The organism is Solibacillus sp. R5-41, from assembly GCF_002736105.1.
GTDB lineage: Bacteria > Bacillota > Bacilli > Bacillales_A > Planococcaceae > Solibacillus.
Map to the genome: position 1 here is coordinate 1,663,332 of NZ_CP024123.1, position 23,746 is coordinate 1,687,077.

Annotated in this window: 24 protein-coding genes, 1 pseudogene and 1 riboswitch; of the genes and pseudogenes, 22 read left to right on the top strand and 3 right to left on the bottom strand. The window is 36.0% G+C overall.

Going from position 1 to position 23,746, the window contains the following annotated elements; translation table 11 throughout:
- Nucleotides 1-1,258: 1,258 nt before the first annotated feature.
- Nucleotides 1,259-2,077 carry a non-homologous end joining protein Ku gene (locus CSE16_RS07780; protein WP_099423376.1) on the bottom strand — a complete coding sequence of 273 codons (819 nt, stop codon included), beginning with the start codon at nt 2,075-2,077 and terminating at the stop codon, nt 1,259-1,261.
- Between the two features lie 109 nt (nt 2,078-2,186).
- Here CSE16_RS07780 and CSE16_RS07785 point away from each other — a divergent pair, with 109 nt between their 5' ends.
- The 10 genes from CSE16_RS07785 to CSE16_RS07830 all read left to right on the top strand — a co-directional run bounded on the left by CSE16_RS07785 (nt 2,187) and on the right by CSE16_RS07830 (nt 11,502).
- Entirely contained in the window at nt 2,187-4,016 is a 1,830-nt protein-coding gene (locus CSE16_RS07785; protein ID WP_099423377.1) for a DNA ligase D, read from the top strand.
- A 422-nt stretch (nt 4,017-4,438) separates the two neighbouring features.
- Nucleotides 4,439-4,873: a BrxA/BrxB family bacilliredoxin gene (locus tag CSE16_RS07790; protein WP_099423378.1), complete on the top strand. Its 435-nt coding sequence runs from the start codon at nt 4,439-4,441 to the stop codon at nt 4,871-4,873.
- On the top strand, nt 4,861-5,649 hold the full coding sequence (locus CSE16_RS07795) for a class I SAM-dependent methyltransferase (RefSeq protein WP_099423379.1): 789 nt from the start codon (nt 4,861-4,863) through the stop codon (nt 5,647-5,649). The genes CSE16_RS07790 and CSE16_RS07795 overlap by 13 nt, the downstream gene beginning before the upstream one ends.
- A 207-nt stretch (nt 5,650-5,856) precedes the next feature.
- Nucleotides 5,857-6,804: a hypothetical protein gene (locus tag CSE16_RS07800; protein ID WP_099423380.1), complete on the top strand. Its 948-nt coding sequence runs from the start codon at nt 5,857-5,859 to the stop codon at nt 6,802-6,804.
- An 83-nt stretch (nt 6,805-6,887) separates the two neighbouring features.
- Nucleotides 6,888-8,000: a M20/M25/M40 family metallo-hydrolase gene (locus CSE16_RS07805; protein ID WP_099423381.1), complete on the top strand. Its 1,113-nt coding sequence runs from the start codon at nt 6,888-6,890 to the stop codon at nt 7,998-8,000.
- Nucleotides 8,001-8,011: 11 nt separating this feature from the next.
- On the top strand, nt 8,012-8,500 hold the full coding sequence (locus tag CSE16_RS07810; RefSeq protein WP_099423382.1) for a chemotaxis protein CheW: 489 nt from the start codon (nt 8,012-8,014) through the stop codon (nt 8,498-8,500).
- Between the two features lie 148 nt (nt 8,501-8,648).
- Nucleotides 8,649-9,149 carry a DUF1648 domain-containing protein gene (locus CSE16_RS07815; RefSeq protein ID WP_099423383.1) on the top strand — a complete coding sequence of 167 codons (501 nt, stop codon included), beginning with the start codon at nt 8,649-8,651 and terminating at the stop codon, nt 9,147-9,149.
- A gap of 34 nt (nt 9,150-9,183) precedes the next feature.
- The gene (locus CSE16_RS07820) at nt 9,184-9,660 is read left to right on the top strand and encodes a nucleoside 2-deoxyribosyltransferase (RefSeq protein ID WP_099423384.1); all 477 of its coding nucleotides are present in this window, start codon (nt 9,184-9,186) and stop codon (nt 9,658-9,660) included.
- Nucleotides 9,661-9,713: 53 nt separating this feature from the next.
- The gene (locus CSE16_RS07825) at nt 9,714-10,292 is read left to right on the top strand and encodes a GNAT family N-acetyltransferase (RefSeq protein ID WP_099423385.1); all 579 of its coding nucleotides are present in this window, start codon (nt 9,714-9,716) and stop codon (nt 10,290-10,292) included.
- A gap of 34 nt (nt 10,293-10,326) precedes the next feature.
- A complete protein-coding gene (locus CSE16_RS07830; RefSeq protein ID WP_099423386.1) occupies nt 10,327-11,502 on the top strand; it encodes a hypothetical protein in 1,176 nt (391 codons plus the stop codon).
- A 75-nt stretch (nt 11,503-11,577) separates the two neighbouring features.
- On the opposite strand, the pseudogene CSE16_RS07835 reads toward CSE16_RS07830, so the two are convergent.
- A pseudogene (locus CSE16_RS07835) lies at nt 11,578-11,676 on the bottom strand (transcriptional regulator); the annotation flags it as partial.
- A 331-nt stretch (nt 11,677-12,007) separates the two neighbouring features.
- Here CSE16_RS07835 and CSE16_RS21535 point away from each other — a divergent pair.
- Genes CSE16_RS21535 through CSE16_RS07845 form a run of 3 tightly spaced genes read left to right on the top strand, consistent with a single transcriptional unit; the run spans nt 12,008 to nt 13,602 of the window.
- On the top strand, nt 12,008-12,157 hold the full coding sequence (locus tag CSE16_RS21535; RefSeq protein WP_172954364.1) for a hypothetical protein: 150 nt from the start codon (nt 12,008-12,010) through the stop codon (nt 12,155-12,157).
- A 17-nt stretch (nt 12,158-12,174) separates the two neighbouring features.
- Nucleotides 12,175-12,915: a MerR family transcriptional regulator gene (locus CSE16_RS07840; protein ID WP_099423387.1), complete on the top strand. Its 741-nt coding sequence runs from the start codon at nt 12,175-12,177 to the stop codon at nt 12,913-12,915.
- A 30-nt stretch (nt 12,916-12,945) separates the two neighbouring features.
- Nucleotides 12,946-13,602 (top strand): GAP family protein, encoded by a 657-nt coding sequence (locus tag CSE16_RS07845; protein WP_099423388.1) that lies wholly within the window; start codon nt 12,946-12,948, stop codon nt 13,600-13,602.
- A gap of 131 nt (nt 13,603-13,733) precedes the next feature.
- Here the strand turns inward: CSE16_RS07845 and CSE16_RS07850 are convergent, their stop codons facing one another.
- Nucleotides 13,734-14,186, bottom strand: coding sequence for an AraC family transcriptional regulator (locus CSE16_RS07850; protein ID WP_099423389.1), 453 nt, complete (start codon nt 14,184-14,186; stop codon nt 13,734-13,736).
- Between the two features lie 385 nt (nt 14,187-14,571).
- Nucleotides 14,572-14,649, top strand: a riboswitch (glycine riboswitch).
- A gap of 182 nt (nt 14,650-14,831) precedes the next feature.
- Between CSE16_RS07850 and CSE16_RS07855 the strand changes: the two genes are divergently transcribed.
- From CSE16_RS07855 to CSE16_RS07895, 9 genes are all read left to right on the top strand, one after another.
- On the top strand, nt 14,832-16,169 hold the full coding sequence (locus CSE16_RS07855; protein WP_099423390.1) for an amino acid permease: 1,338 nt from the start codon (nt 14,832-14,834) through the stop codon (nt 16,167-16,169).
- A gap of 90 nt (nt 16,170-16,259) precedes the next feature.
- Nucleotides 16,260-17,489, top strand: coding sequence for a DNA polymerase IV (locus tag CSE16_RS07860; RefSeq protein WP_099425785.1), 1,230 nt, complete (start codon nt 16,260-16,262; stop codon nt 17,487-17,489).
- A gap of 135 nt (nt 17,490-17,624) precedes the next feature.
- The gene (locus CSE16_RS07865; protein ID WP_099423391.1) at nt 17,625-19,100 is read left to right on the top strand and encodes an MFS transporter; all 1,476 of its coding nucleotides are present in this window, start codon (nt 17,625-17,627) and stop codon (nt 19,098-19,100) included.
- A 102-nt stretch (nt 19,101-19,202) separates the two neighbouring features.
- Entirely contained in the window at nt 19,203-19,649 is a 447-nt protein-coding gene (locus tag CSE16_RS07870; protein WP_099423392.1) for a protoporphyrinogen oxidase, read from the top strand.
- Between the two features lie 108 nt (nt 19,650-19,757).
- Complete coding sequence (locus tag CSE16_RS07875; protein WP_253896202.1) at nt 19,758-20,588, top strand: TRM11 family SAM-dependent methyltransferase; 831 nt, start codon at nt 19,758-19,760, stop codon at nt 20,586-20,588.
- Between the two features lie 221 nt (nt 20,589-20,809).
- Entirely contained in the window at nt 20,810-21,244 is a 435-nt protein-coding gene (locus tag CSE16_RS07880) for a MarR family winged helix-turn-helix transcriptional regulator (protein ID WP_099423394.1), read from the top strand.
- Between the two features lie 53 nt (nt 21,245-21,297).
- Entirely contained in the window at nt 21,298-22,281 is a 984-nt protein-coding gene (locus tag CSE16_RS07885; RefSeq protein ID WP_099423395.1) for a ring-cleaving dioxygenase, read from the top strand.
- An 88-nt stretch (nt 22,282-22,369) separates the two neighbouring features.
- Nucleotides 22,370-22,906: an NADPH-dependent FMN reductase gene (locus tag CSE16_RS07890; RefSeq protein ID WP_099425786.1), complete on the top strand. Its 537-nt coding sequence runs from the start codon at nt 22,370-22,372 to the stop codon at nt 22,904-22,906.
- Nucleotides 22,907-22,990: 84 nt separating this feature from the next.
- Nucleotides 22,991-23,593: an alpha/beta hydrolase gene (locus CSE16_RS07895; protein ID WP_099423396.1), complete on the top strand. Its 603-nt coding sequence runs from the start codon at nt 22,991-22,993 to the stop codon at nt 23,591-23,593.
- The last annotated feature ends 153 nt before the right edge of the window (nt 23,594-23,746 follow it).

Sequence of the window (23,746 nt, forward strand, 5' to 3'; positions counted from 1 at the left end):
AAGCATAGGTAATACCATGAAATTATTAAATCCTTGAGAAAATGCAACAATACGAAAAACATTAGAAGAAATATACGAATAGTCGAAAGTAGATTGTATTCATATAAGACTAGATAACTTCTATATAGCATCTGCAAAAGTGTTTGGGCGTTACTGAATAATTTGTGAATGTTCGTGTATGGATTCCGAAAACTTTATTTGGATCCATACCATTGTTCGGAATTAAAAAAATGTGTAGTAAAAAAGAGTGTAAGAAGTTGAAAACTAATTGACGGTTAATTTGATTAATTTTTAATCCAAGTTAGCAATCTTACAATTTGAAACGGTTCGTTCCAGGTAATTATAAAACTTAAAATGAAAAACGCTACAACAGGTAAAAACTTCGTTTTTCCTTGTTCTCTCTTAAATAAAGCAGTAGAACTTAATAATAAACTTATTATAAGTAAAGTTAATCCCGATATCATAAGAATTTCAAAGTTATTTGGATAAATGTAAGAAGAACTCATTAAAACAGTCCCTATTACAGAGAAAATAATGGAAAGTTTGCTAAACATATAAAGTGCTCCCTTCAAAAAATGGAATTTCCAACTTATTGTAACAAATTTTGGGGTTTTATGAAACTGATTTGCAAATTTAATAGGGAATATCGGATTTTATCACTAAAAAGGGTTACTATACACTTCGTCAAAATTATTTAGTAATAGTAGTAAAGAGCCGGGGATTTTGAAATTGAAAATACTAGATTTGCGTTCAAGTTTCTGGGCAATTTTTATAACCTTTGAATGGACTGGGATTAAAGGCAGCCTGTTGTGACGACAGAAGAATATTGTGAGGGCCACATCGAAAGTGGCCCTCGGTTTAATTACAAGAGGCTTGTAAAAGAAGAGATTTTTTGTAAGGCTAAATTTGCATTATCCTATTATAAGAATTAGATATGGCAATCGCTGTCCTTGAGAAAAGGGGATTTATTTTGGTGAGAAGTGGTAAAACACCTAGTCAAAATAGTTGTGATGTAACATACCGACGAGCTTGGGCGGTTATGGAAAAATATATGTATTAGTATTAAAGAAACTATTAAAAGGATCACTTGTTTAAAAGTGACCCTTTTAAGGAAATATGGAAGAGGATTTGTAAAGTTAAATTACTTTACGCTATATTCTATGAAATGGAAGTGCACTTAATTAGCCGTGTGCCTGTATGATAGAAAAAAATAAGCCGCAGCGAGTACAAGCGCTGCGACTAGATAAAATTGTAGTTATTAAGCGTTTTTCTTGGCTTTAGTAGTTCTTTTTCTTGTAGCAGGCTTTTTAGTTTTATCAAGGGAAGCTTGTAACGCTGACATTAGATCAGTAACGTTATCGGGTAAAGGTCGTTTGTCGCTAACAGTAACTGTACTGTTAGATTTTTTCTCTTCTATTAATTCCATTAATGCCGTTCTATATTCATCATTATATTTCTCGGGATTAAAGATTGTTGTCAATTGTTCAACTAACATAAGTGCAGTATCAAGTTCATTTTGAACAACAGCATCTACATTAGGTATGTTTGGAACATCACTAACACTTCTGACTTCATCGGGGAAATGTATTGTCTCCATAACCAAAGCTTCTTTATAAACTCGGACAACAGCCAGTTGCTCTTTGGATCGTATAATAATCTTCGCAACACCTATTTTACCAGATTCCTCTAATGTTTTCCGTAACAACGCGTATGCCTTAGAACCTGTTGTGTCAGGAGATAAAAAGTAGGTTTTTTCAAAATAAATAGGGTCAATTTCTTCTAGTTTCACAAAATCAATTATTTCTACTGCCTTATCTTCGTTTTCTTTTCTTAAATTTTCTAATTCTTCTGCATCTAATACCACAAATTTATTTTTCGCGTATTCGTATGCCTTTACAATATCCTCTTCTGTAACTTCTTTGCTGCAACCTTCACAAACTTTTTTATAGCTAATGGGTGTATTACATTCTTTGTGTAACTGGCGTAATTTTATATCTTTATTTTCTGTTGCTGTGTGAAGTTTAACCGGGATATTTACAAGCCCAAAACTAATACTACCTTTCCAAACTGTATGCATAGTACACCTACTTTTTATTATTTAATCTTCTTATTATTAATTTTTATTGAATTTTTATGTATTAGTAATAGTTATTAATCAAAAACTAAGGAAAAAAGAGGTCTACATAATGAAACCTATGTTGTTAACAGATTCCAACGAAATCCCTATGGGTGATGAATGGCTTTATGAAACCAAATACGATGGCTTTCGATGTACGTTAGAGTGGGTAGAAAAAGTGCCAATCCTAAAAAGTAGAAACGATAATGAGTTAAATAAAATGTTTCCTGAGATTATAGCTTTTTGTAATGAAATATACGAATCGATTAAAGCTCATTTACCTTTATTCTTAGATGGGGAACTTGTTTATTTAGTAAATAATATTCAAAGTAACTTTTCTATTGTTCAGCAAAGAGGTCGGATGCGTAACAAGGAAGTTATTACAGAACACGCTAGAAAATTTCCTTGTCACTATGTAGTATTCGACCTTCTGAAATATAGAGGTGAAGATCAATTTAATCGTTATATAACGACTCGTAAGCAGATACTAGATAAGCTTTTTAGAGGTGTCCAACTTCCAATAAAAATTAACTATGAAAATACAAAGCGACTTCAGTCAATTGACGTATTTGTGGAAAGTGAAGACTTATGGAATAGTATTAAAATTTACAATGGAGAAGGAATGATCGCTAAGAAAAAGATGAGTAAATGGCTGAGTGATACTCGGTCAAAAAATTGGTTGAAGATAAAGAATTGGCGATTCGTTTCGGTGATTGTGTTCAAGTATGACACAGGAAATGGCTATTTTAGTGGTGGTGTTTACCAAGATGATAATTTGATTGAGATTGTCACATTTAAACACGGCTTACGGGAAGAAGAGATGAAAACACTTATTACTTTCTTTCAGTCCAATGGAAGAAAAGTAAATGAAACAATTTCAGTTGAACCATCAGTTTGTGTCGATATTGCATGCATTGATTTTGATGGAAGTAAATTAAGAGAACCACAATTCCATGTATTTAGGTTTGATTTGAATCCCGACCAATGTATTTGGCAACAAATGCAACGACAGCTTCAACCAATTCCAGAAGCGGTACAAGTAACTCATCCAAACAAACCTGTTTGGCCAATAATAGGTATCAATAAAGACGAATATTTATTATATTTGCAAACCGTAGCCCCACATATGATGCCTTTCTTGCGTGACCGTCTATTAACGGTTATTCGATTTCCTCATGGTGCACTAGGAGAAAGTTTTTATCAGAAAAATAGTCCAGACAACATTCCGGAATTTGTTTCAACTGAACATGTGGAGGGTACTAATTTTATCCTTTGTAATAATATCGAAACCCTTTTGTGGCTAGGGAATCAACTTGCATTAGAGTTTCACATACCGTTTCAAACTATGAATACTGAGAAGCCTTCCGAAATTGTATTTGATTTAGATCCACCGTCAGTTAATGAATTTGACTTAGCTATCAGTGCTGCTGTAAAAATGAAGGCTATATTTGATCAATTTAAGTTGAAATCTTTTATAAAAACCTCGGGAGGGAAAGGGATGCAAATATATATTCCGTTACCTATTGATACATTTACTTATGAAGAAACAGGGATTTTCACTGAGTTTGTCTGCAATTTTTTAGTAAAGCAGTATCCACAATGGTTTACCACAGAACGCCTAAAGAAAAATCGAGGTAATAAATTATATTTAGACTATGTACAGCATCGGGAGGGTAAGACAATTATTGCACCTTATTCGACACGCGGAAACGAAAAAGGACTAATAGCAACGCCATTAAATTGGGATGAGGTGAATGATTCCTTAAGACCAGAAAAATTTACAATAAATGCTGTATTGGAACGAATTAGAGTTGTAGGTAATCCATTTACAAACTTCCGAGATATTGGGGAATTACAGGACTTTAAATCAGTTCTTAATCAGCTAGAAGGGATAAGATAAATTAATAGAACACTCGTGCGTCCGAAATGGAAGTAATGAATTTTAATGGAGTAAGCATGTTATTTTTTGAAGATGCCCGAATAGGAATTAACTTAGCGGAATTGAGGGAAATTGAAATCGATGGTCAGTCATATAAATTACAGGTTATAGAGTATAAAAAATAGACCTTCCACAGAATTGTGGAGGGCTATTTTTGTGGAATAAATTATCAAAATCAATTACATATGAAAAAAGCAGAAAAGTTATATTGAGAATATTTCAATGTAAAATTCGACAACGTAAAAGTAACCAAAGCAACAAAAAAGCAACAGAAATTCTTAATGTAGGTGAATTTTGGTGAAATCCAATCTTTGTACAACCACCAAAAACCCTGCTATACTAGGCTTTGTGAATACATATGAAAAAGAAAGAGGTTATGAAAAATGACAAATGCTTACGATGAATATATGAGACAAGTAACGCAACCTATGCGTGATGAGCTGGAAAATGCCGGTTTTACACAATTAACAACTGCAGATAGTGTGCATGAGTTTATGGCGGAAACGAAAGGAACTTCTTTAGTTGTTATCAACTCGGTATGTGGATGTGCAGCGGGCTTAGCTCGTCCAGCAGCTCGTGAAGCGGTTGCTGAAATAAAGCCTGATCATTTAGTGACGGTGTTTGCGGGCCAAGATCCGGAAGCAACAGTTGCGATGCGCGGTTATTTTGATGAAGTGCCACCAAGCTCACCTTCAATGGCTATTTTAAAAGATGGGCAATTAGCGTATTTTATTCCACGTGACCAAATTGAAGGCTATCCAATGGAACAAATTCGTGAGCATTTATCAGATGTATTAAAGCAAGTATGTGCGGAGTAAAAACCATTGTCACAACAGCTGGAAGACCGGATGACCTGTCCTTACAGCTTGTCAATGCTGCGTGTCAAGCGTTAAATGCAAAAGTGGTTCCGCGGAAAAAGCGTTCGGTTTCAAAGCTGATGGACGAATATACAGCGAATATCATTGTCGCTGGAAAAAATCGATATGAATATTATGCAAATGGTGCTGAGTCGCCGTTCTTTTTCCATCCAAACTCTGCTGCATTTCGTTTGAAACGAGTGGCGCGCGGTGAGGAAGAGCCCTTATTAAAAGCTTGTCAATTGCTGAGCGGCGATTCTTTTTTAGATTGTACGCTTGGCATTGGTTCAGACAGTATGGTTGCGGCTTATGCGGTGGGGGCAGTAGGACGAGTAATCGGCCTTGAAGTGGATCAAAATATTGCATTCATTGTTCAAAATGGCATGAAAACGTATGATACAACAGAGCTTCCATTGACGGAATGCATGCGTCAAATAGAAGTTGTTCATACAAAAGCGGTAGATTTTTTACAACAGCAACCAGACAATAGCTTTGATGTTGTGTATATGGATCCAATGTTTGAGGAAGTCATTGAAGAAGCGACGAATTTTGAAGCATTGCGCCATGCTGGAAGTCATATCGCACTTGATGCAGAGTGGATTCGTGAGGCGAAACGAGTTGCGAAAAAACGCGTCGTATTAAAAGCCCACTATAAATCCGAATTTTTTGAGCAATATGATTTTGTACGAGATGTACGCTTAACAGCTAAATTTCATTACGGTATATGGCAGAAATAAATTAGTACTTGCTCTTATATTAGGAGCGAGTATTTTATTATATATGGACAATTTGGTTTGAAAGAAGTCTTCAAACGACCGTAAAAAGCACCAACTAAACCTGTATTAAATGTATTAAATATGCAAAAGAAATCAATTTAACCAAAAACCTCTTAGACAAGCACTAGTTAAACATATTACACTGTAATATATAAGGGGGCGTTTTCTATGGAATGGGAGCAATTACAACAGCAAGCTGAAAATTACCGATTACAATTACTGAACGTCGATAAATGGAAGAAGCAGCATACGACGCTTGAAAAATTAATTCAACATGCAAATCGCGAATTAAAGCATTATGAATCCGAACTGATAGCGGCGAAAAAAGAGCTTCAGAAACTGGAAAAAACATCGATACTTAATTTGTTCCGTGAATGGTCTGGGAAAAAAGATGAGCTGATTGAGCAGCGTCTTGATGTCGTGGCAGTTAGCGAATTGAAGTTTATTGAAGCGCAATTAACGCATGAAGATTTAAAGGATGATTTGGTCGACCTTGTACATAAAATTAATGCAGTAAATGAGTCCTATGTCGCGCAAGAACTTCAAAAATTGGAACGAAAACGAGAATTGTGGCTTATGCAGCATGCCCCACATGTTGCGGAAAAATTAACGAAGCTATTAGAAGATGAACTACTATTGAAGCAATTAGTAATAGAAATTCATGAAGCGATAGATGCGGGGAAAAATGCTATACGTACCTTAACTGATGCTGCCCATTCGTTGAAGAGTGCCAGCTCGTATTCAACGTGGGACACATATTTCGGTGGTGGGTTTATTGCGACCGCTTTGAAACATGACAAGCTAGATGAATCCAATAGTAAGATTCACAATGCCCAAATTTCGTTGCAACGCTTTCATAATGAATTATTAGATGTTCAACAAATGAAACAGGACACTTTAAATATTGATACGGATGGATTGGTGAAATTTGCTGATTATTTCTTTGATGATATCTTCTCAGCTTGGTCAATCCATTCAAAAATTTCTACATCCATGAATCAAATTTCACGCGTGCAAGATGATGTTAATAATACTTTGCAGCAACTTCAAATGAAGCTAGACGTTTCTTTAGAGAAAAAACAAGAAATTATGACACAAAAGCAAGTCATTTACTAATCGGATGAACAAGCATTGTTTTTTCAAAAATAGGGGCGTAAAATAAGGCATAAAATAGTCTATATAATGAGGAGTGTTTCGAGATGAATAGTCGTTTAGTCAATGAATTTTTAGAGTTAGTACAAATAGATTCTGAAACAAAGCATGAGGAAGTCATTGCACCAGTAATAGTGGAAAAACTTACGGAAATGGGCTTTGACGTTTTCCAGGATGATGCACATACACGCAACGGCCATGGCGCAGGAAATATTATTGCAACATTGCATGGGGATAAGGCAATTGATCCGATTTACTTTACTGTACATATGGATACAGTCGTACCGGGTAAAGGGATAAAGCCTGAGATCCGTGAAGATGGCTATATTTATTCGGATGGCACAACCATTTTAGGTGCAGACGATAAAGCAGGGATGGCCGCTTTATTTGAAATGGCACGTCGATTAAAAGAACAAAATATTGAACATGGAACGATTCAATTCATTATTACTGCTGGTGAAGAGAGTGGCTTAGTCGGTGCAAAAGAATTAGATCCGGCACATATTATTGCAAAATATGGTTTCGCGGTTGATAGTGATGGAAAAGTTGGGGGGATCGTCGTAGCCGCTCCATTCCAGGCGAAAGTTTCTGCGAAAGTAATCGGTAAAAAAGCCCATGCAGGGGTTGCACCGGAAAAAGGGATTTCGGCCATTACACTTGCTGCTAAAGCGGTTGCTCAAATGAAATTAGGTCGTTTAGATGAAGAAACAACAGCAAATATCGGTCGTTTTGAAGGTGGACAAGCGACAAATATCGTTTGTGATGAAGTAAATATTCTTGCGGAAGCCCGTTCAATCGATGAAACCAAATTACACGTGCAAACCGCACATATGAAAGAAACATTTGAGCGAATTGCAGAGGAAAATGGTGGTCGTGCAGAGGTAGAAGTAAAATTAATGTACCCAGGCTTCCGCGTAACGGAACAAGATAAAGTTGTTCAAATCGCGATGGCTGCCGTAGAAGCAGTGGATCGTACACCGTTGTTAGGTATTTCTGGTGGCGGTAGCGATGCAAATGTAATTGCAGGCTTCGGGATTCCAACAGTAAATTTATCTGTAGGCTATGAAGAAATTCACACGACAAATGAAAGAATGCCTGTTGAAGAGTTAGAAAAATTAGCTGATTTATTAGTGGCAATAGTGAAACAAACAACAAATTAAGAGGTGACAAAATGAAATTTGAAAAATCGGTCGTTTTCGCATGTGGAAATGAGGAATATGCGGTACCAATTGAGCAAGTTGTATCGATTGAAAAGCTAGAGCGTGTGACCCCGATTCCGCATTTACCCAATTATTTATTAGGCTTCACGAGAAATCGTGGGGAGCTTATTCCAGTAATTGATTTGCAACGAATTTTATATAATCGTTCGACATCTGGTGATATTGCCCGTATCATTATTTTAAATACCGAGCTTGTGAACTATGGTTTATATGTTTCGGATGCAAGAGAAATACTAAATTTTGATCCCTCTATAATTAAGCAAATGGGTTTGGTGAATTATGAGAAAACGAAATATTTTACGGCGGTTGCGAATTTAGAAGATCGCATGATTTCTTGTATTGATCCAGATATTTTAGTGAATTCACTAGAAGGCATTCGTGAAATTGTTCAATACTTGCACAAAATGCTAGAAAATGAAACAGAAGAAGCCACATTATAAAATAACGTGGCAACGAAAAACACGCAACACCATTAGAGTGGGATGTGCGTGTTTTTTCGAGCCATCCAATGTAAATTGAACAATATTTCGAATATTTGGAACTTTGTAGCGCCTTGACTCGTATAAAAGGAAAAGGTGGTGTTAGTGAATGAATACCTATTATCGACCGGTATTACATATCGAAAAATCTAATTCAGAACGTGTAGCGAATATTATTGGGTACGCATCACTTGTTGCAATGGTGCTTTACTTACTTTTGAAATGGTCGTCCTTGCCTGCACAAGTAGCTGCCCATTTCAATGCGGCAGGAGAGGTTGATCGTTGGGGGTCAAAATATGAGCTTCTAATTTTGCCAGTTATTGCTATTCTAATTACGTTTTTCATGGAGCTAATTGAACGTTATCCACATGTTCATAATTACCCGGAAAGGCTATGTGAAGCGAATGTCCACGCCTTTTATTTAAATAGTCGTCAAATGCTAAATTATATGAAAAACATTATAAACATGTTATTTGCCTTTCTTGTGTATGAAAGTATCGAAATTTCTGTTAGTGACGATATTGCGCTAGGGCTTCCATTCGGATTGTTCCTCTTTGCATTGTTTGTTGTTATGATATGGAAAATAATTGTAAGTACAAAAATAAAGTAATCGAAATTGAATTGTGGAAAAGGGAGTAAAAATGATGAAAGCATATTTAGCAAATGGATTATTTTCAATTGGAGATCGGTACGTCAATGAGGTGTTAGCTGCGAAAATACGGGAAGCTGTACCAACGATTGACTTGTATGTGCCACAAGAAAATGGTGCCATAAATGATAAAAATAGTTATGCCAATAGCTTAGCCATTGCAGAGGCTGATTTAGCGAGCTTGCAAGTAAGTGATGTATTAATTGCTGTTATTGATGGCATTGAGATTGACTCGGGTGTGGCAGCGGAAATCGGTGCGTTTTCGATGTTAAATCGACCAATTATTGCGCTGTTTTCTGATGTTCGCCAGTTGGGACGTACGAATACGAAAAAAATTGATGCATTAATTGAAGATGGCACAGAAAATCAATTTATTTACCGCAATTTATTCGTTGTCGGGCTCATTAAGCGAAACGGCAAAATTGTTGCGACAATGGATGAAGTTGTCGAACAATTATTGTTACTTGCTTGAATGGAAAATTGAATATTTAACGAAATTGAACTGTTAAAGGTGGGGTCAAGTAGATGAAAGCCTTACAAAATAATATTGTAAAATTAGAACCTATTAATACAGAGCATATAGACGGAATATTAAATGCCGCGCGTTTCCCTGAAATTTGGGAGCATATGTCGGTAACGTTATTAGACCGGGAAAGTGTCGTTCATTATGTAGAAGATGCAATACATAAAAGAGATGCCAAAACCGACTATCCATTCGTGATAGTCGATGCGCAAACGAATGAAATTATTGGCTCGACTTCTTATATGGATATTTCAATGGCGCATAAACGCCTCGAAATCGGCTCTACTTGGCTTACACCAGCAAATTGGCGTTCGAATATAAATACAAATTGCAAATTTTTATTATTGCAATACGGTTTTGAAGAACTTAGATTCAATCGAATTCAAATTAAAACAGGTCATGAAAATGTCCGCTCGCAAAAAGCGATTGAGCGTCTAGGTGCTGTAAAAGAAGGCATTTTACGCAATCATATGATTCAAAAAGAGGGCACAATACGTCATACCGTTATGTATAGCATCACTAGTGAGGAATGGCCGGAAATGAAGAAACGTTTTATGGAAGAGTTTTTATGTAGGAACTAATGCAATTAGAGACAGATTTCATTGGAGGTGCATATTGAAACAACTAGAAATCAATCAAATGATACAAAGGCAGACACCTGAGTTTTTGCATACAATTTGGCCAAATTTTAAAAAAGTCGCGTTTGCCATTTATGATGAAAATGATGTTTATGTATTTCATCATCCTAAATTTCCAAATGAACAATACTTCAAGATTCCAAAAGATGAGCGCTTTATAGCGGATGGATTGCTAATCTTTGAAGATTATCCAACAGCGATAGTGGATAAAAATCGCTATGAAACCTTCCCACAATTAATGGCAATCGTCGTTCATGAATTATTTCACGGCTTTCAATATTTGCAGGATGAAAAGCGTTTTCCGAATGAAATCAGTGGGGTCATGTACACAGAAGATGCTCAAAACATTGCGTATCGGGTAAAAGAGCGTGCATTATTAGCCGACGCGATATTATTAAAAAATGAGTTTGAAAAATTGCAAGCGTTAAAGCAATTTATTGCCATTCGGAAAAAACGTGCGATATTGTTTTCTGAATTCGTACAATATGAACAACTGATGGAATCGATTGAAGGACCAGCTTTTTATTGTGAGCTAAAAACTTATCTCCTTGTTACGAATCAAACGGTGGATGATGTTTTTCATTTATATGGGAAATCACTAATAGATGCGAAAGAAAGTATGTTAGCTATCCGTAAAAGTTGCTATGATTCGGGACTATTTATTTGCCTAGCGTTAGACAAGTGGCGACCAGATTGGAAAGAACAATTCTTTGATGAGCAATTAACAGTATTTGAGCTCCTTGAACAAATAGGCGATTTCAATATTGACGTTGAAGTAGAGTGCAATGAGGACGCATACACGATTGCGGAAATCATGAATCAACATAAAGAACAGCAAGTGCAGCAGTTTTTCAATAATAATAATTATTTGGTAGAAATAAAAGGGCCATTGAAAATTACCTCAGTTGATCCAATGAACATGACCCATTGGCATGACAACGTACTGCATAAGCACTTTGTAAAAATTAAGCTTCAAGAAAAGGAAGTTACGTTATTGCAGCCCGTATTAACTCGTATTTGTGACGGGGATTTATGGCACATCTCGTCCATCCAATTCTATTCTACCGAAAAACCAACAGTAAAGAGAAATAAGCATATCATCCGTGAATTAGGTGAAATCGACACTGCGTCCTATCAAGTAGCGGTGAAATGAAAATGACGAATAGAACAGCTATTTGAATTCAGTGGTGGAAAAGGGCGTAAAAAGAGCCCTTCTCCATTTTTTTTTTTACTGTATAGGAACTAATATTTTACATAAATGATTATCAATCATTTTTGAAGTATATCTTTCAATAATTGGTTGTTCTCTGATTGCTAGTTTGTTTTTAAAATCCGTCATCATAAACCGTAAAATTGGCTTATATTTCATTTGTTTCGCTTGGAAAAACACAACAGCTGTACTTGCAAAATATATCATAATCTCCTCAATATCATCTATGGATTCTTTATTTGCGACTACTTCTTCCTCTCTTGTTGAACAGCCTGAAAGTAAAATTAGTACTAAAAATAAATTTACGGTTGTTTGTTTAAGCATTTTTCTCCCTTATTAAACCTGATTACAGTGGGATGTTTAAATTAGTTGAAAGTGACCTTGCGTCATCTTTTATACTGTTATTAGAGCTTTTACTTTATAACTAATTTTAAAGGAGAATCCTATTATGAAGAAAGCCGATATTATTATTTATGCTTGCGTTATTATTGGGGCAGGAGTAGGTTTGTTTTTTGATAATGCTTTTCCAGGGGTGCTAATTGGCTTAGGAATTGGTTACGTATTAAAAATCATGTTTTTTAATACTACAAATGAATAAGAAAGTAGGGTATTAGTTTGTTTCATATTAACGAATTTAAAAAACTGAGCGGTGTATCAGTTAGAACCTTGAGATATTATGACAAAATAGGACTTCTGAAACCTGTATCAAAAACTGAAGGAGGTCATCGATTATACTCAAACTCTGAGTTGAAGAAACTTCAGCAAATACAATTCTTAAAAACTATAGGATTTCAATTAAGTGAAATCAAAATGATGTTAGAGTCCGAAGAATGGGATTGGTCCAATAGTCTACTAAAACAACTATCTTACGTTATAAGTGAAAAGGAGCGTCTATCAAAGATTGAAAGTAGTTTAAGGGAACTAATAAACGGTATAGCAATTGATGGAGAAGAATTTAGAATTAAAAAAATTATGGATTTATATAATAATAAGGATTCTAAGGAAGTAATAAAAAATAATCGAGATGAATTTAATTTAAAAAACATAGAAGTATTAGGAAAACTCCCAAAAATGGCTAGCAGTGATCCAGACTCTTTAGAGTGGATTGCGTTAGTAGGACAATTAAAAAAATATATGCATCTTAGTTATAGTAATACACGAATTCAAAATATCATTAAGAGGATGGATGTAAAAATAGGAGAAGACTTTAATGACGAAGAAGAATTTTTAGATAAACTTTGGGATATTAGAATGTCATCCGAGGAATCAAGAAAGTATAGCCTATATCCAATTGATAAAGGAGTCCTTAACTTTATGGAAAAGGCATATATACATTATCTCGGTAATAAAACATAGTTATTTGAACATAATTGTGTGGAGGGAAAGATGGGAACAGATATATTAATATATTTGGGTGGCTTAGCTCTTTTAGATACATTAAGCCCTACAATTATTGGTGTTACTTTATTCCTGGTTTTAACTGACAATAAAAATTTGACTTCAAGATTATCAGCATATCTATTTACGGTCGTGCTACTATATTTTTCGTTAGGTATCATCATGATGTTAGGCCTAAATTTAATTATGGAAGCATTTTCAAACATTTTTCAAAATAAAATATTTAGCTGGGGAATTTTTGTATTAGGGTTGATTTTATTTATTGCTAGCTTTTTTATCCCTGCAAATAATAAAAGTAATATCCCAAAGCCTAAAACTCAGAGCATATTCTCGATTATTATTATTGGTGTTACGACTTTTATCATTGAGGCAGGCACAGCATTACCGTATTTTGCCGCTATTGGCTTATTAACGACAATAGATATACCTTATTATCAGTGGCTTCCAATTATAGCAGCATACAATATTATTATGGTTCTACCAGCTCTGCTTATATTTTTGGGATATAAATTATTTGGAAAGTTGATAAACCCTATCTTAGTTAACCTTCGTAATAAAATATCAAGAAGTTCAAGTTCTGCATTATCCTGGATTATGTGTATAGTTGGGGTGATATTAATATTTTACACTATAGATTATCTATAATAATTTGGACGGATTCTCACAAAAATAAGTGCAGGTAATGGAATGGGATTGGTAGAATGGTCCATTACTCGTAATAGTCATTCGAATTCAGTAGAGGAAAAGGGCTTATAAATAGCCCTTCTCCAATTTCATTACTGTATAGGAACTAATATTTCACACAAATTATTATCTATCATTTGTGAAGTATACCTTTCAATAATGGGTTGCTGCTCTCTTATTGATAGATTATTTTTTTCTATTTCAGAAAAAATAGTGCCCCAAAATTCACTGACTGCCTCTTTTGTATGGTCAAGCAAGAAAACAGCATATTTTCCCCCAGAAAACGTACCAACCTGAGCTGGCTCTGCCACTTTAAAGTCTTTATCTATTACAACGCTAACATCATAACGACATTCCTCTTTAGGAGTAATTTCTGGGTTATCTTGTGGTATACCTAAAATTGTAGAATTATAAAATAACCCATTCAACTGTACCCACCTTTTAAATGACTCCATTAATTCTTTATTTTGCTTTTCACCGTACTCTCCAACGTTTCGAAAATAAGCAATCCTTGATTCAGGTAATTCTTCAAAAGTTATTTTCATTTTTTATTCCTCCCTTCCTAGAAAAGGTAATATCATATAAAATGGTTTTCAAGCTCTATTTTAAAAGAATTTGAATATACTAGGGTTACTTAATCTATTATTCCACTACTTAATAAGATTTAGGGTGTAATTTTTTATTCGAAAATTCTCTATCTTACGAATAGAATCGAATAGAAACGTAAGGAATATGCTAATTGATGCAGGTGAAAAAAGTTGTTAATGAAAATTAGTCATTGTTTTATAACAAATTAGTTGATAAGATATGTTGTAGTACAATAATAGAGTTGGACGCGAACTATTAGATGTCTAAAAATTTAGACAACTAATAGGCATACAAATGCATAAAGTATCATTGCGTAGATCGTTGTGGATAAAACTACAGACGGGAGCAGTTTCTGGAGAGAGCGCATCATTGCGACGCCGAAGGGTTCATAATCTCAGGCAAAAGGACAGAAGGGTAATATAAAACGTTGTTATTTTTAGTGTATAAAATAACGTTGTTATTCTTACGTTTAAGGGACTGATTCCATTTAGGATCAGTCTCTTTTTATTTTCAGAAAAATTGATTCACCGCGAGCCACATCGCTATTATTTCAATCCGTACTGAAAAGATGGAACAAAATAATGTCATCGGAGGGAATCATCTTGGCACAACAACAATTAAAACGCGAACTAAAAAATCGACATGTTCAATTAATCGCAATTGGTGGAACGATTGGGACAGGGTTATTTTTAGGCTCGGGTAAAGCGATTGCATTAGCAGGACCATCTATTATTTTGGCGTATTTAATTGTCGGTATAGCACTATTTTTCGTCATGCGTGCATTAGGAGAATTACTACTATCAAAAGGTGGCTATCAATCATTTACTGAATTTGCGACAGAATATATAGGTGATTGGGCGGGCTATGTGACAGGATGGACGTATTGGTTTTGCTGGATAATGACAGCAATGGCCGACATCATCGCGGTTGGTATGTACACGCAGTATTGGTTTGACATCCCGCAATGGGTACCAGCAATTGCATGTTTAGTCATATTGCTTGGATTAAATTTATTAACCGTAAAACTTTTCGGTGAGTTAGAGTTTTGGTTTGCGCTCGTTAAAATTTTTACGATTATTGCATTAATTGCAATCGGAATTGTTTTATTAATTATTGGATTTGAAACAAATACAGGACAAGTGGCCGTATCAAATCTTTGGGAGCATGGCGGATTATTCCCGAATGGCGCATTTGGCTTCTTAATGGCTTTCCAAATGGTAGTCTTTGCCTTTGTCGGAATGGAATTAGTCGGCGTATCAGCAGCGGAAACAGCGAATCCACAAAAAAATATTCCTTCCGCGATTAATAAAATTCCACTACGTATTTTATTATTTTACGTAGGTGCGTTATTCGTTATTTTAACAATTAATCCGTGGGATACATTAAGTGCGGAAAGCTCTCCATTTGTACAGGTCTTTGCTTTAGTCGGCATCCCAGCGGCAGCAGGTATTATTAATTTTGTTGTATTGACATCAGCAGCATCTGCCGGAAATAGTGGTTTATTTTCAACGAGCCGCATGTTGTTTAGCCTAGGTTCAAATGGCCAAGCTTCAAAAAAATTCGGGAAATTAAATAAAAGAAGCGTGCCACAAAATGGCTTAGTTTTTTCTGCAATTGTCGTGTCAATTGGGGCATTATTAAGCTATTTCATGCCAGAGGATGCCTTTGAAATTGTTACGACGATTAGTGCGATTTGTTTTATTTGGGTATGGAGTATCATTTTAATTTCGCATATTATTTACAAAAAGCGTCACCCGGAATTACATGCAACTTCTATTTTTAAAGCACCATTAACACCGTTTATTAACTATTTAGTTTTAGCTTTCTTCGCATTTTTACTAGTAATTATGGCGGTTTCAGAAGCGACTCGAACAGCGTTAATGCTCACGCCACTTTGGTTTATTATGCTATTTGTGATTTACCGAGTGAAAAGAAAATAATAAATGGTCCGAACTTCAATTTCTGAGGTTCGGATTTTTTTGATTCTGAACATTTTTCATATTAAAATAGAAGCAGAGGCGGTGGTAATAGTGGCAGGAAGAGTTATTTTTCATGTGGATATGAATAGTTTTTATGCGTCGGTTGAACAAGCACATAATCCAAGCTTAAAAGGAAAACCGATTGCGATTGCAGGGAATGTGAAAGAGCGCCGAGGGATTATTGTGACAAGTTCATATGAAGCAAGAGCGCACGGGATTTATACAACAATGACGGTTGGAGAAGCAAAAAGAAAATGTCCACAGCTGCTTTTGTTACCACCTGATTTTGCAAAATACCGGGTCGCAAGTGCTGCCATATTTTCGATATTACGAAGCTATACCGAACTTGTTGAACCGGTGTCAATAGATGAAGGTTATTTAGATATTACAGAACGTGCCAAAACACAGCATCCTGTGAAAATTGCAGAGGAGATCCAGCAACGTATTATGGAAGAACTCGATTTACCATGTTCGATAGGCATTGCGCCGAACAAGTTTTTAGCAAAGACCGCATCGGATATGAAAAAGCCACTCGGAATTACTGTATTGAGAAAGCGAGAAATCCAACAATTGTTATGGCCTCAAAAAGTTATCGAGATGCACGGAATAGGTGAGAGCACTGCAAAAAAATTGGCGACATTTGGAATTTCGACAATAGGAGACTTGGCAAATACTGATGAACGTATGCTACAAAAGGATTTAGGGAAAAATGGAGTACGCTTAAAAAATAGAGCGAATGGGATAGACGAGCGAAATGTCGACCCCAATTCGATTTATGATACTAAAAGTGTGGGTAATTCCACAACATTACCAAGGGATGAAACAGAGTACTACATTTTAAAAGAGACGTTCGAAAAGCTCAGTCGTAGTGTAGCGGAGCGTTTAAAGGCGAAATATTTAGTAGGTACAACGGTCAGTATTCAAATTCGTAACTTTGAATGGAAGAATCAAACCCGTAGTAAATCTGTTCGAAATGCACTTCAAAATGCGGATGCAATTTATGACATTGCTTGGAATCTATTTATCCAAAACTGGGATGAAACACCGATAAGGCTCGTGGGCATTACTGTTTCCAATGTTGTCGACCAAGCAGAAACGACACAGCAATTGAATTTGTTTAACTTTGAACAGCATGCGAAAGAGGAGCCGATTGTCGAACTCGTTCATTCAATTGAAAAGAAGTTTGGTAAAGGGGTTTTGCAAAGGGGAGTTCGCGCAAAAAAATCAAGTAATGCTTCTAAAACAAGCTTCAGTAAAGATTTTTTGGAAGATCATAAATAGGATTCCTAGTCATGACGAATTTTTCTAAATTTAGACACGAATCGACGGATTATCGGATGAATATTTGTTTCAAATAGGTTTCTTGTCCTACACCATGCTATAATGAGATGTACGATTTTGCTGTGGGAGGGGGAGTTGGCCATTCATCCGATACGTTTTTTAAGAATAATGGGAATCTTAGATGGCTTATCACTTATTACGCTCTTATTTATCGCGATGCCACTTAAATATTTTGCAAATTTGCCAATTTTCGTCACGATTAATGGTAGTTTACACGGTGGGATATTCGTTTTATATATAATCGCAATTGCTATTGTTCAAATCCGTATTCAATGGAATATATTTTGGTCCATTTCTGCCATTGCCGTTGCATTTATTCCGTTTGGGAATTTTATTTATGAGCTAAAATTAAAGAAAATGCAACCACAATCACATGTTAAGCCGATTCCAAAGCAATGGCTTGTCTATGCAATCATTTTCTTCTCATTTTTTGATTTATTTGTTCAGTTACCTGTCATGAGTACATATGCACTTTCTGTTGGTGCGACAACATTTATCGCAGGGATCGTTGTCGGAATGTATTCCTTTATGAATACGTTTGGGAATATTTTTTCAGGGGTATTCACTGACAAAATTGGTGCATTTAAAATACTTATTTTTGGCTTATGTGCGTCCGTTCTATCATTACTTGCGTATCAAATTGTTGATGACACGACGACTTTGTTAATTGTCCGTTGTATACATGGCTTTAGTAGTGGCTTTATCACACCAGCTGCTTTTACGTTATTAGCGAATACAACTGCAAATTCAAAGCAGGGGAGCGGAAGTGCGATTACAGGTTCTTTCGTCGGAATCGCGGCAATTGTTGGTCCAGCTACGGGTGGCATATTAGCAAGTAAAATTTCTGTGCCGAATGTCTTAAGTTTTGTTGCTCTTTATGGATTTTTATCTTTAATAGGGCTGCTTTTATTTTTACGTAACACGCCATTAACTAAAAAATCAAGTTCACAGATAAAGGACAAGCTACAATGGAATAATGGATTAATGAAAGCATATGGGGGCGCTTTTTTTCTCATGTTTTCGCAAGGTGTTTTAGCCTATTTATTACCAATGTATGTGGAAGAGTTAGGGTATAGCTCGCGGATGTCTGGTACGTTAATGAGTGTATTTGGTATTGTTGCCGTACTCATTTTCCTATTACCAACCAATCGAATTTTTGATTATATTAATTCAAGCTATACATTACTCATCGGTGTTACGGTATTAGGAATTAGTCAAATTATTATAGGTCAGTCAACAACAACGCTAACATTGTACGCCGCGCTTGCATTGTACGGCATGGGATTTGCTTTTTTCTTCCCTGCAATTAATACGATTTTAATCGAATCCACGACAAAAGAAACGAGGGGGAAAGCATATGGCTACTTTTATGCCTTTTTCTCGATGGGCGTTGTGGCAGGTTCCTTCATACTTGGAACGCTTAATTTAATCGGAACATCAGGCTTTTGGTTTACAGGGCTTGTCTTATTTTCATTTAGCGCAGTCATAATTACTTCTACCATTCGCTCCAAACAAGATTTATTTTCTTGGCGAAAAAAAGTAAATGAATGACGAGTAATCTTTTCAAAAAAATAATCTATTTTAATATAAAAAAGGGACATCAAATTGAACATTTTGATCGTGTCCACAGGGTACTAAGAGAGGAAGATAACGATGATTTTAAATTTAGAAGTAGTAGAGCGTTGTAGTAAAGAGACAGAAGAGACTATTGCAGTGGCAGATGTAGCATTTACAAATACACCAATTGGTTATTTAAAGGAAAATCAAGGTGAATTTATTTTTGCAGAGTGTACACAATTTCAAGATATTCGCGTAGACGTAATGGCAATCGAATATGATGATGCCTTTCGTTTATATACGGCACTTTTTGGGCTGAAGATACAAAAAAAGCATGGTGATGCCATTCGTAGCTATTTAAAAGAACATGTGAAATCGGCATTAGGTAGCAGCAGTGCCTCATTTTCGGCGCAAGAGGGTTTATGGGAGCTGAATGTTGCTGTGGACTGTTTAGAAGGATTTAATGACCAGTTAACAATCCAACAAGTATATGAACTGCTTTATCATTTTGTTGCGCAATTATTAGAAACGATTGAATTGTAAGTAAACATGAAATTTATATATAGTTTTGCTTGGCGAAAGGATGAGTACGAGCTTTCACGACTGGAAATGCGCACATTTTTTAATTTCCATGTAGAAGGTAATGTCCTTTTGAGTGAGCGAAAAATAGAGCCAAGTCGCAGTCCGTTTATGCGTTTACGCTTGGATATTTGGTATGAGGCTACAACACTTCAAGAACTAGTCGCGTTTGCTTCGACAATTGAGTTGAAAGAAAAGACGTTTAAAATTAGTTGCTTGAATACTTCAGATGCGGGCATTGAACCGAAAATAGCACGACCAATCCGCAACGAATATATGAAAGAAATTGGTTTAGCTATTCCGGCAGAACCAAACTTAGACGAGCCGGATGTGGAATTTGGGCTTGTTGTATATGAGGATAAATTTTATTTCGGTGAATTAGTGCATGGGGAATCTATATGGCTGAAGCATATGCAAAAGCCGGAAATGTATTCTACTGCACTGAGCACGCGTGATGCAAGGGCTCTTGTCAATATCGCTGCGCCATTCCCGGATGGTCTACGTATTATTGATCCATGCTGCGGTATTGGAACGGTTTTAGTTGAGGCAATGAGTATGGGAATTCCGATTGAAGGACGAGATATAAATAAGCGGGTTGTTTGGGGTTCTCAAATTAATTTACGCCATTTCGGGTATGAACCGAATGTACAAATTGGCCCGATTGAAGAAGCATCTGCTGGCTATGATGTTGCAATAATTGATATGCCGTATAATTTATTTACACATGCTTCGAGTGACTTGCAACAGAGCATCATTATGCATGCGAGAAGAATAGCTAAAAGAGTGGTCATCGTAACGATTGAACCAATGGACGACAAAATAGCCATTGCCGGATTATCAATAGTAGACCGTGCGATTGTGCAAAAGGGTAATTTTAAGCGTGAAATGGTTGTTTGTGAATAACCTAATAGAAAGTAAAAAAAATTGACAACTTGCGTAATTATTTTCGCGAGTTGCTTTTTTTTGTTTAATTTGATTGGAAATGGGGAAAATTTATAGTAAGAAAAATAAATGTCTCGAATTCAAAATAATTTCCTCTTAACATGTTGACAGTCATTATTATTCATGATATATTTATCTCGAATTAAAGATAAATGAATCCGAAACAATAAGGTGGGTTGCCGATGAGTGACTATAATAAGCAGTTAAAGGCTTTTACTGTATTACTTCGTGCTGCGAATGCCGTGCAAGAAGTGTCCCGACAAGACATTACAGAAAATGGATTGAATTTAACTGAGTTTGCTGTATTGGAGTTACTTTATCATAAAGGTGATCAACCAATTCAAATAATTGGCAAGAGAGTACTCATTGCCAGTAGTAGCATTACTTACGTCGTAGATAAGCTCGAAAATAGAGGGTTTGTCCAAAGACTTGCCTGTCCCGATGATCGACGCGTAACATTTGCGTCACTTACAAATGCGGGGTTAGTATTTATCGAAAGTATTTTTCCGAAGCACGAGCAAAAGGTCGCACAGATATTTAACATACTGACGGAAGAAGAACTTGATACATTTATAAAATTAACAAAACGGATAGGTCTTCAAAATACAAATCTTTAATTAAAATTTTTTTACTATAATATCTCGAAATCGAGATAATCGGAGGGATTAGGATGAACCACATTAAAGGGCTTCACCATGTAACAGCCATTACAAGCAACGCCGAAAAGAATTATGCGTTTTTCACAAATGTTCTAGGAATGCGTCTAGTGAAAAAAACGGTGAATCAAGATGACATACAAACGTATCATTTATTTTTCGCTGACGATAAAGGATCAGCTGGTACAGATATGACATTTTTCGATTTTCCGGGTATTTCTAAAGGCGTACATGGAACGAATGAAATTTACAAAACAGCATTCCGAGTACCAACAGATGAAGCGCTTGACTACTGGGTAAAACGCTTTGATCGTTTAGCGGTGCAGCATACAGGCATTCAAACTCAATTTGGCAAACAAACGCTATCTTTTGTGGACTTTGATGATCAACAATATATGTTCATTTCGGATGAAATAAATATAGGGATTGAATCCGGTACACCTTGGGAAAAAGGGCCAATTCCACTTGAATTCGCCATTACAGGATTAGGACCAGTACACATCCGCATTGCACAATTTGATCATTTCAAAGAAGTACTTGAAAAAGTAATGGTAATGCGTGAAACGGCTCAAGAAGATGCACTTCATTTATTTGAAGTAGGGGAAGGCGGGAATGGTGCATCAGTAATCGTTGAACATAACACAGTATTACCACAAGGTCGTCAAGGATTCGGTACGGTCCATCACGCGGCATTCCGTCTAGAAGACACAGCCGTTTTACATGAATGGATTGACCGTTTAGAAAGTTTTGGTTTTGGCACATCAGGTTATGTGGATCGATTCTTTTTTGAGTCATTATATGCACGTGTCGCACAAGGAATTTTATTTGAATGGGCAACAGATGGACCCGGTTTCATGGGGGATGAACCTTATGAAACAGTAGGCGAAATTTTATCATTGCCTCCATTTTTAGAGCCTAAACGTGACTATATTGAAAGCGTCGTTCGACATATTGACACGGTCCGCTCGACAAAAGTCTTCGAAAAAGAATATGAATAAAAATAAAGAAAGTAAGGTAGTATAAACAGTGGGATTTATTAAAAATTTATTAAATAAAAAAACTACGAAAATTCAGGAGGAAAAACAAATGACAAAATTAAACATCGGTATTATTATTGGATCAACTCGACAAGGGCGTGTTTCACCACAAGTAGCAAACTGGGTAAAAGAAGTTGCAGATAAGCGCGGGGATGCAAACTATACAATTATTGATATTGCAGATTATAACCTACCATTCTTAGGTACGGCAGATGCACCAGGCGCAGCAGATTGGTCAAAAGCAATTGCGGCGCAAGATGGTTTTGTATTTATCGTACAAGAATACAATCACTCGATTACAGGTGCGCTAAAAAATGCGTTAGACTATTTACGTATTGAATGGAATAATAAAGCAGCAGGTATCGTTTCTTACGGTTCAGTTGGTGGTGCTCGTGCAGCCGAACATTTACGCGGTATTTTAGGGGAATTATTAGTGGCAGACGTTCGTGTACACCCAGCATTATCATTATTTACGGACTTTGAAAACGGAACAGACTTCAAACCAAAAGAGGTTCAAGCAGATTCAGTAAATCAAATGTTAGATCAAGTTATTCCTTGGTCAACAGCTTTAAAAACAATTCGCTAGAAAAAATTGAAAGTCATTTGATCATTCGGTTTTCAACTGATCAAATGACTTTTTATTCATTAATAAAGATGGGGGAAATAGACGATGAAACATATTTTTAAAGAAGGAAAAAAAGAAAAACCAGTTTTTTTATTACTTCACGGTACAGGTGGAGATGAAAATAGTTTGCTAGCTTTAGCAGAGATTATCGATTCAGAGGCGGCTGTGTTAAGTGTGCGAGGAAATGTTTTAGAAAACGGGATGCCGCGATTTTTCCGCCGTTTAGCTGAAGGGGTCTTTGATATGGAGGATTTAGCTTTCCGTACGAAAGAACTACATGAATTTCTTAATGACGCAGCCACACAATATGGTTTTGACCGTCAAAATGTACTAGCGATTGGTTATTCTAATGGGGCGAATATTGCAGCGAATTTACTATTTCACTACGAAAATACGTTAAAAGGTGCGATTTTACATCATCCAATGGTTCCAGATCGTCAGGCGAAATTGCCAAATCAAACAGGCACAAAGGTATTTATTGCAGCCGGTGTGAATGATCCACTCTGTACAAAAGAGGATGCGACCGATTTAGAAAAATTGCTATTAGATGCGGGTGCCGACGTGACGGTCCAATGGGAAACAAACGGTCATCAACTAACAATGAATGAAGTGCAAAAAGCAAAAGTCTGGTATGAAGCGAATTATTAATAGGATGTATTAAAAACTATTTTGAAGAAACACTCAAAATAGTTTTTTTATTGGGCATTACTTTTATTGAAAAGGAATCTAGACATTATTTATGCTGCAGACGGATAGAAAGTTGAAAATGATGGATAAAACACCAAAAAGTGATGGGTAGAA

Excerpts from the sequence above, each read along its gene's own strand:
- CSE16_RS21535 (WP_172954364.1), top strand. The coding sequence starts at position 12,008 with ATGAAGAAAGCCGATATTATTATTTATGCTTGCGTTATTATTGGGGCA.
- CSE16_RS07880 (WP_099423394.1), top strand. The coding sequence starts at position 20,810 with ATGAGTGACTATAATAAGCAGTTAAAGGCTTTTACTGTATTACTTCGT.
- CSE16_RS07825 (WP_099423385.1), top strand. The coding sequence starts at position 9,714 with ATGAAAGCCTTACAAAATAATATTGTAAAATTAGAACCTATTAATACA.
- CSE16_RS07800 (WP_099423380.1), top strand. The coding sequence starts at position 5,857 with ATGGAATGGGAGCAATTACAACAGCAAGCTGAAAATTACCGATTACAA.
- CSE16_RS07780 (WP_099423376.1), bottom strand. The coding sequence starts at position 2,077 with ATGCATACAGTTTGGAAAGGTAGTATTAGTTTTGGGCTTGTAAATATC.
- CSE16_RS07810 (WP_099423382.1), top strand. The coding sequence starts at position 8,012 with ATGAAATTTGAAAAATCGGTCGTTTTCGCATGTGGAAATGAGGAATAT.
- CSE16_RS07870 (WP_099423392.1), top strand. The coding sequence starts at position 19,203 with ATGATTTTAAATTTAGAAGTAGTAGAGCGTTGTAGTAAAGAGACAGAA.
- CSE16_RS07850 (WP_099423389.1), bottom strand. The coding sequence starts at position 14,186 with ATGAAAATAACTTTTGAAGAATTACCTGAATCAAGGATTGCTTATTTT.
- CSE16_RS07790 (WP_099423378.1), top strand. The coding sequence starts at position 4,439 with ATGACAAATGCTTACGATGAATATATGAGACAAGTAACGCAACCTATG.
- CSE16_RS07805 (WP_099423381.1), top strand. The coding sequence starts at position 6,888 with ATGAATAGTCGTTTAGTCAATGAATTTTTAGAGTTAGTACAAATAGAT.
- CSE16_RS07845 (WP_099423388.1), top strand. The coding sequence starts at position 12,946 with ATGGGAACAGATATATTAATATATTTGGGTGGCTTAGCTCTTTTAGAT.
- CSE16_RS07885 (WP_099423395.1), top strand. The coding sequence starts at position 21,298 with ATGAACCACATTAAAGGGCTTCACCATGTAACAGCCATTACAAGCAAC.
- CSE16_RS07795 (WP_099423379.1), top strand. The coding sequence starts at position 4,861 with ATGTGCGGAGTAAAAACCATTGTCACAACAGCTGGAAGACCGGATGAC.
- CSE16_RS07890 (WP_099425786.1), top strand. The coding sequence starts at position 22,370 with ATGACAAAATTAAACATCGGTATTATTATTGGATCAACTCGACAAGGG.
- CSE16_RS07820 (WP_099423384.1), top strand. The coding sequence starts at position 9,184 with ATGAAAGCATATTTAGCAAATGGATTATTTTCAATTGGAGATCGGTAC.
- CSE16_RS07895 (WP_099423396.1), top strand. The coding sequence starts at position 22,991 with ATGAAACATATTTTTAAAGAAGGAAAAAAAGAAAAACCAGTTTTTTTA.
- CSE16_RS07815 (WP_099423383.1), top strand. The coding sequence starts at position 8,649 with ATGAATACCTATTATCGACCGGTATTACATATCGAAAAATCTAATTCA.
- CSE16_RS07785 (WP_099423377.1), top strand. The coding sequence starts at position 2,187 with ATGAAACCTATGTTGTTAACAGATTCCAACGAAATCCCTATGGGTGAT.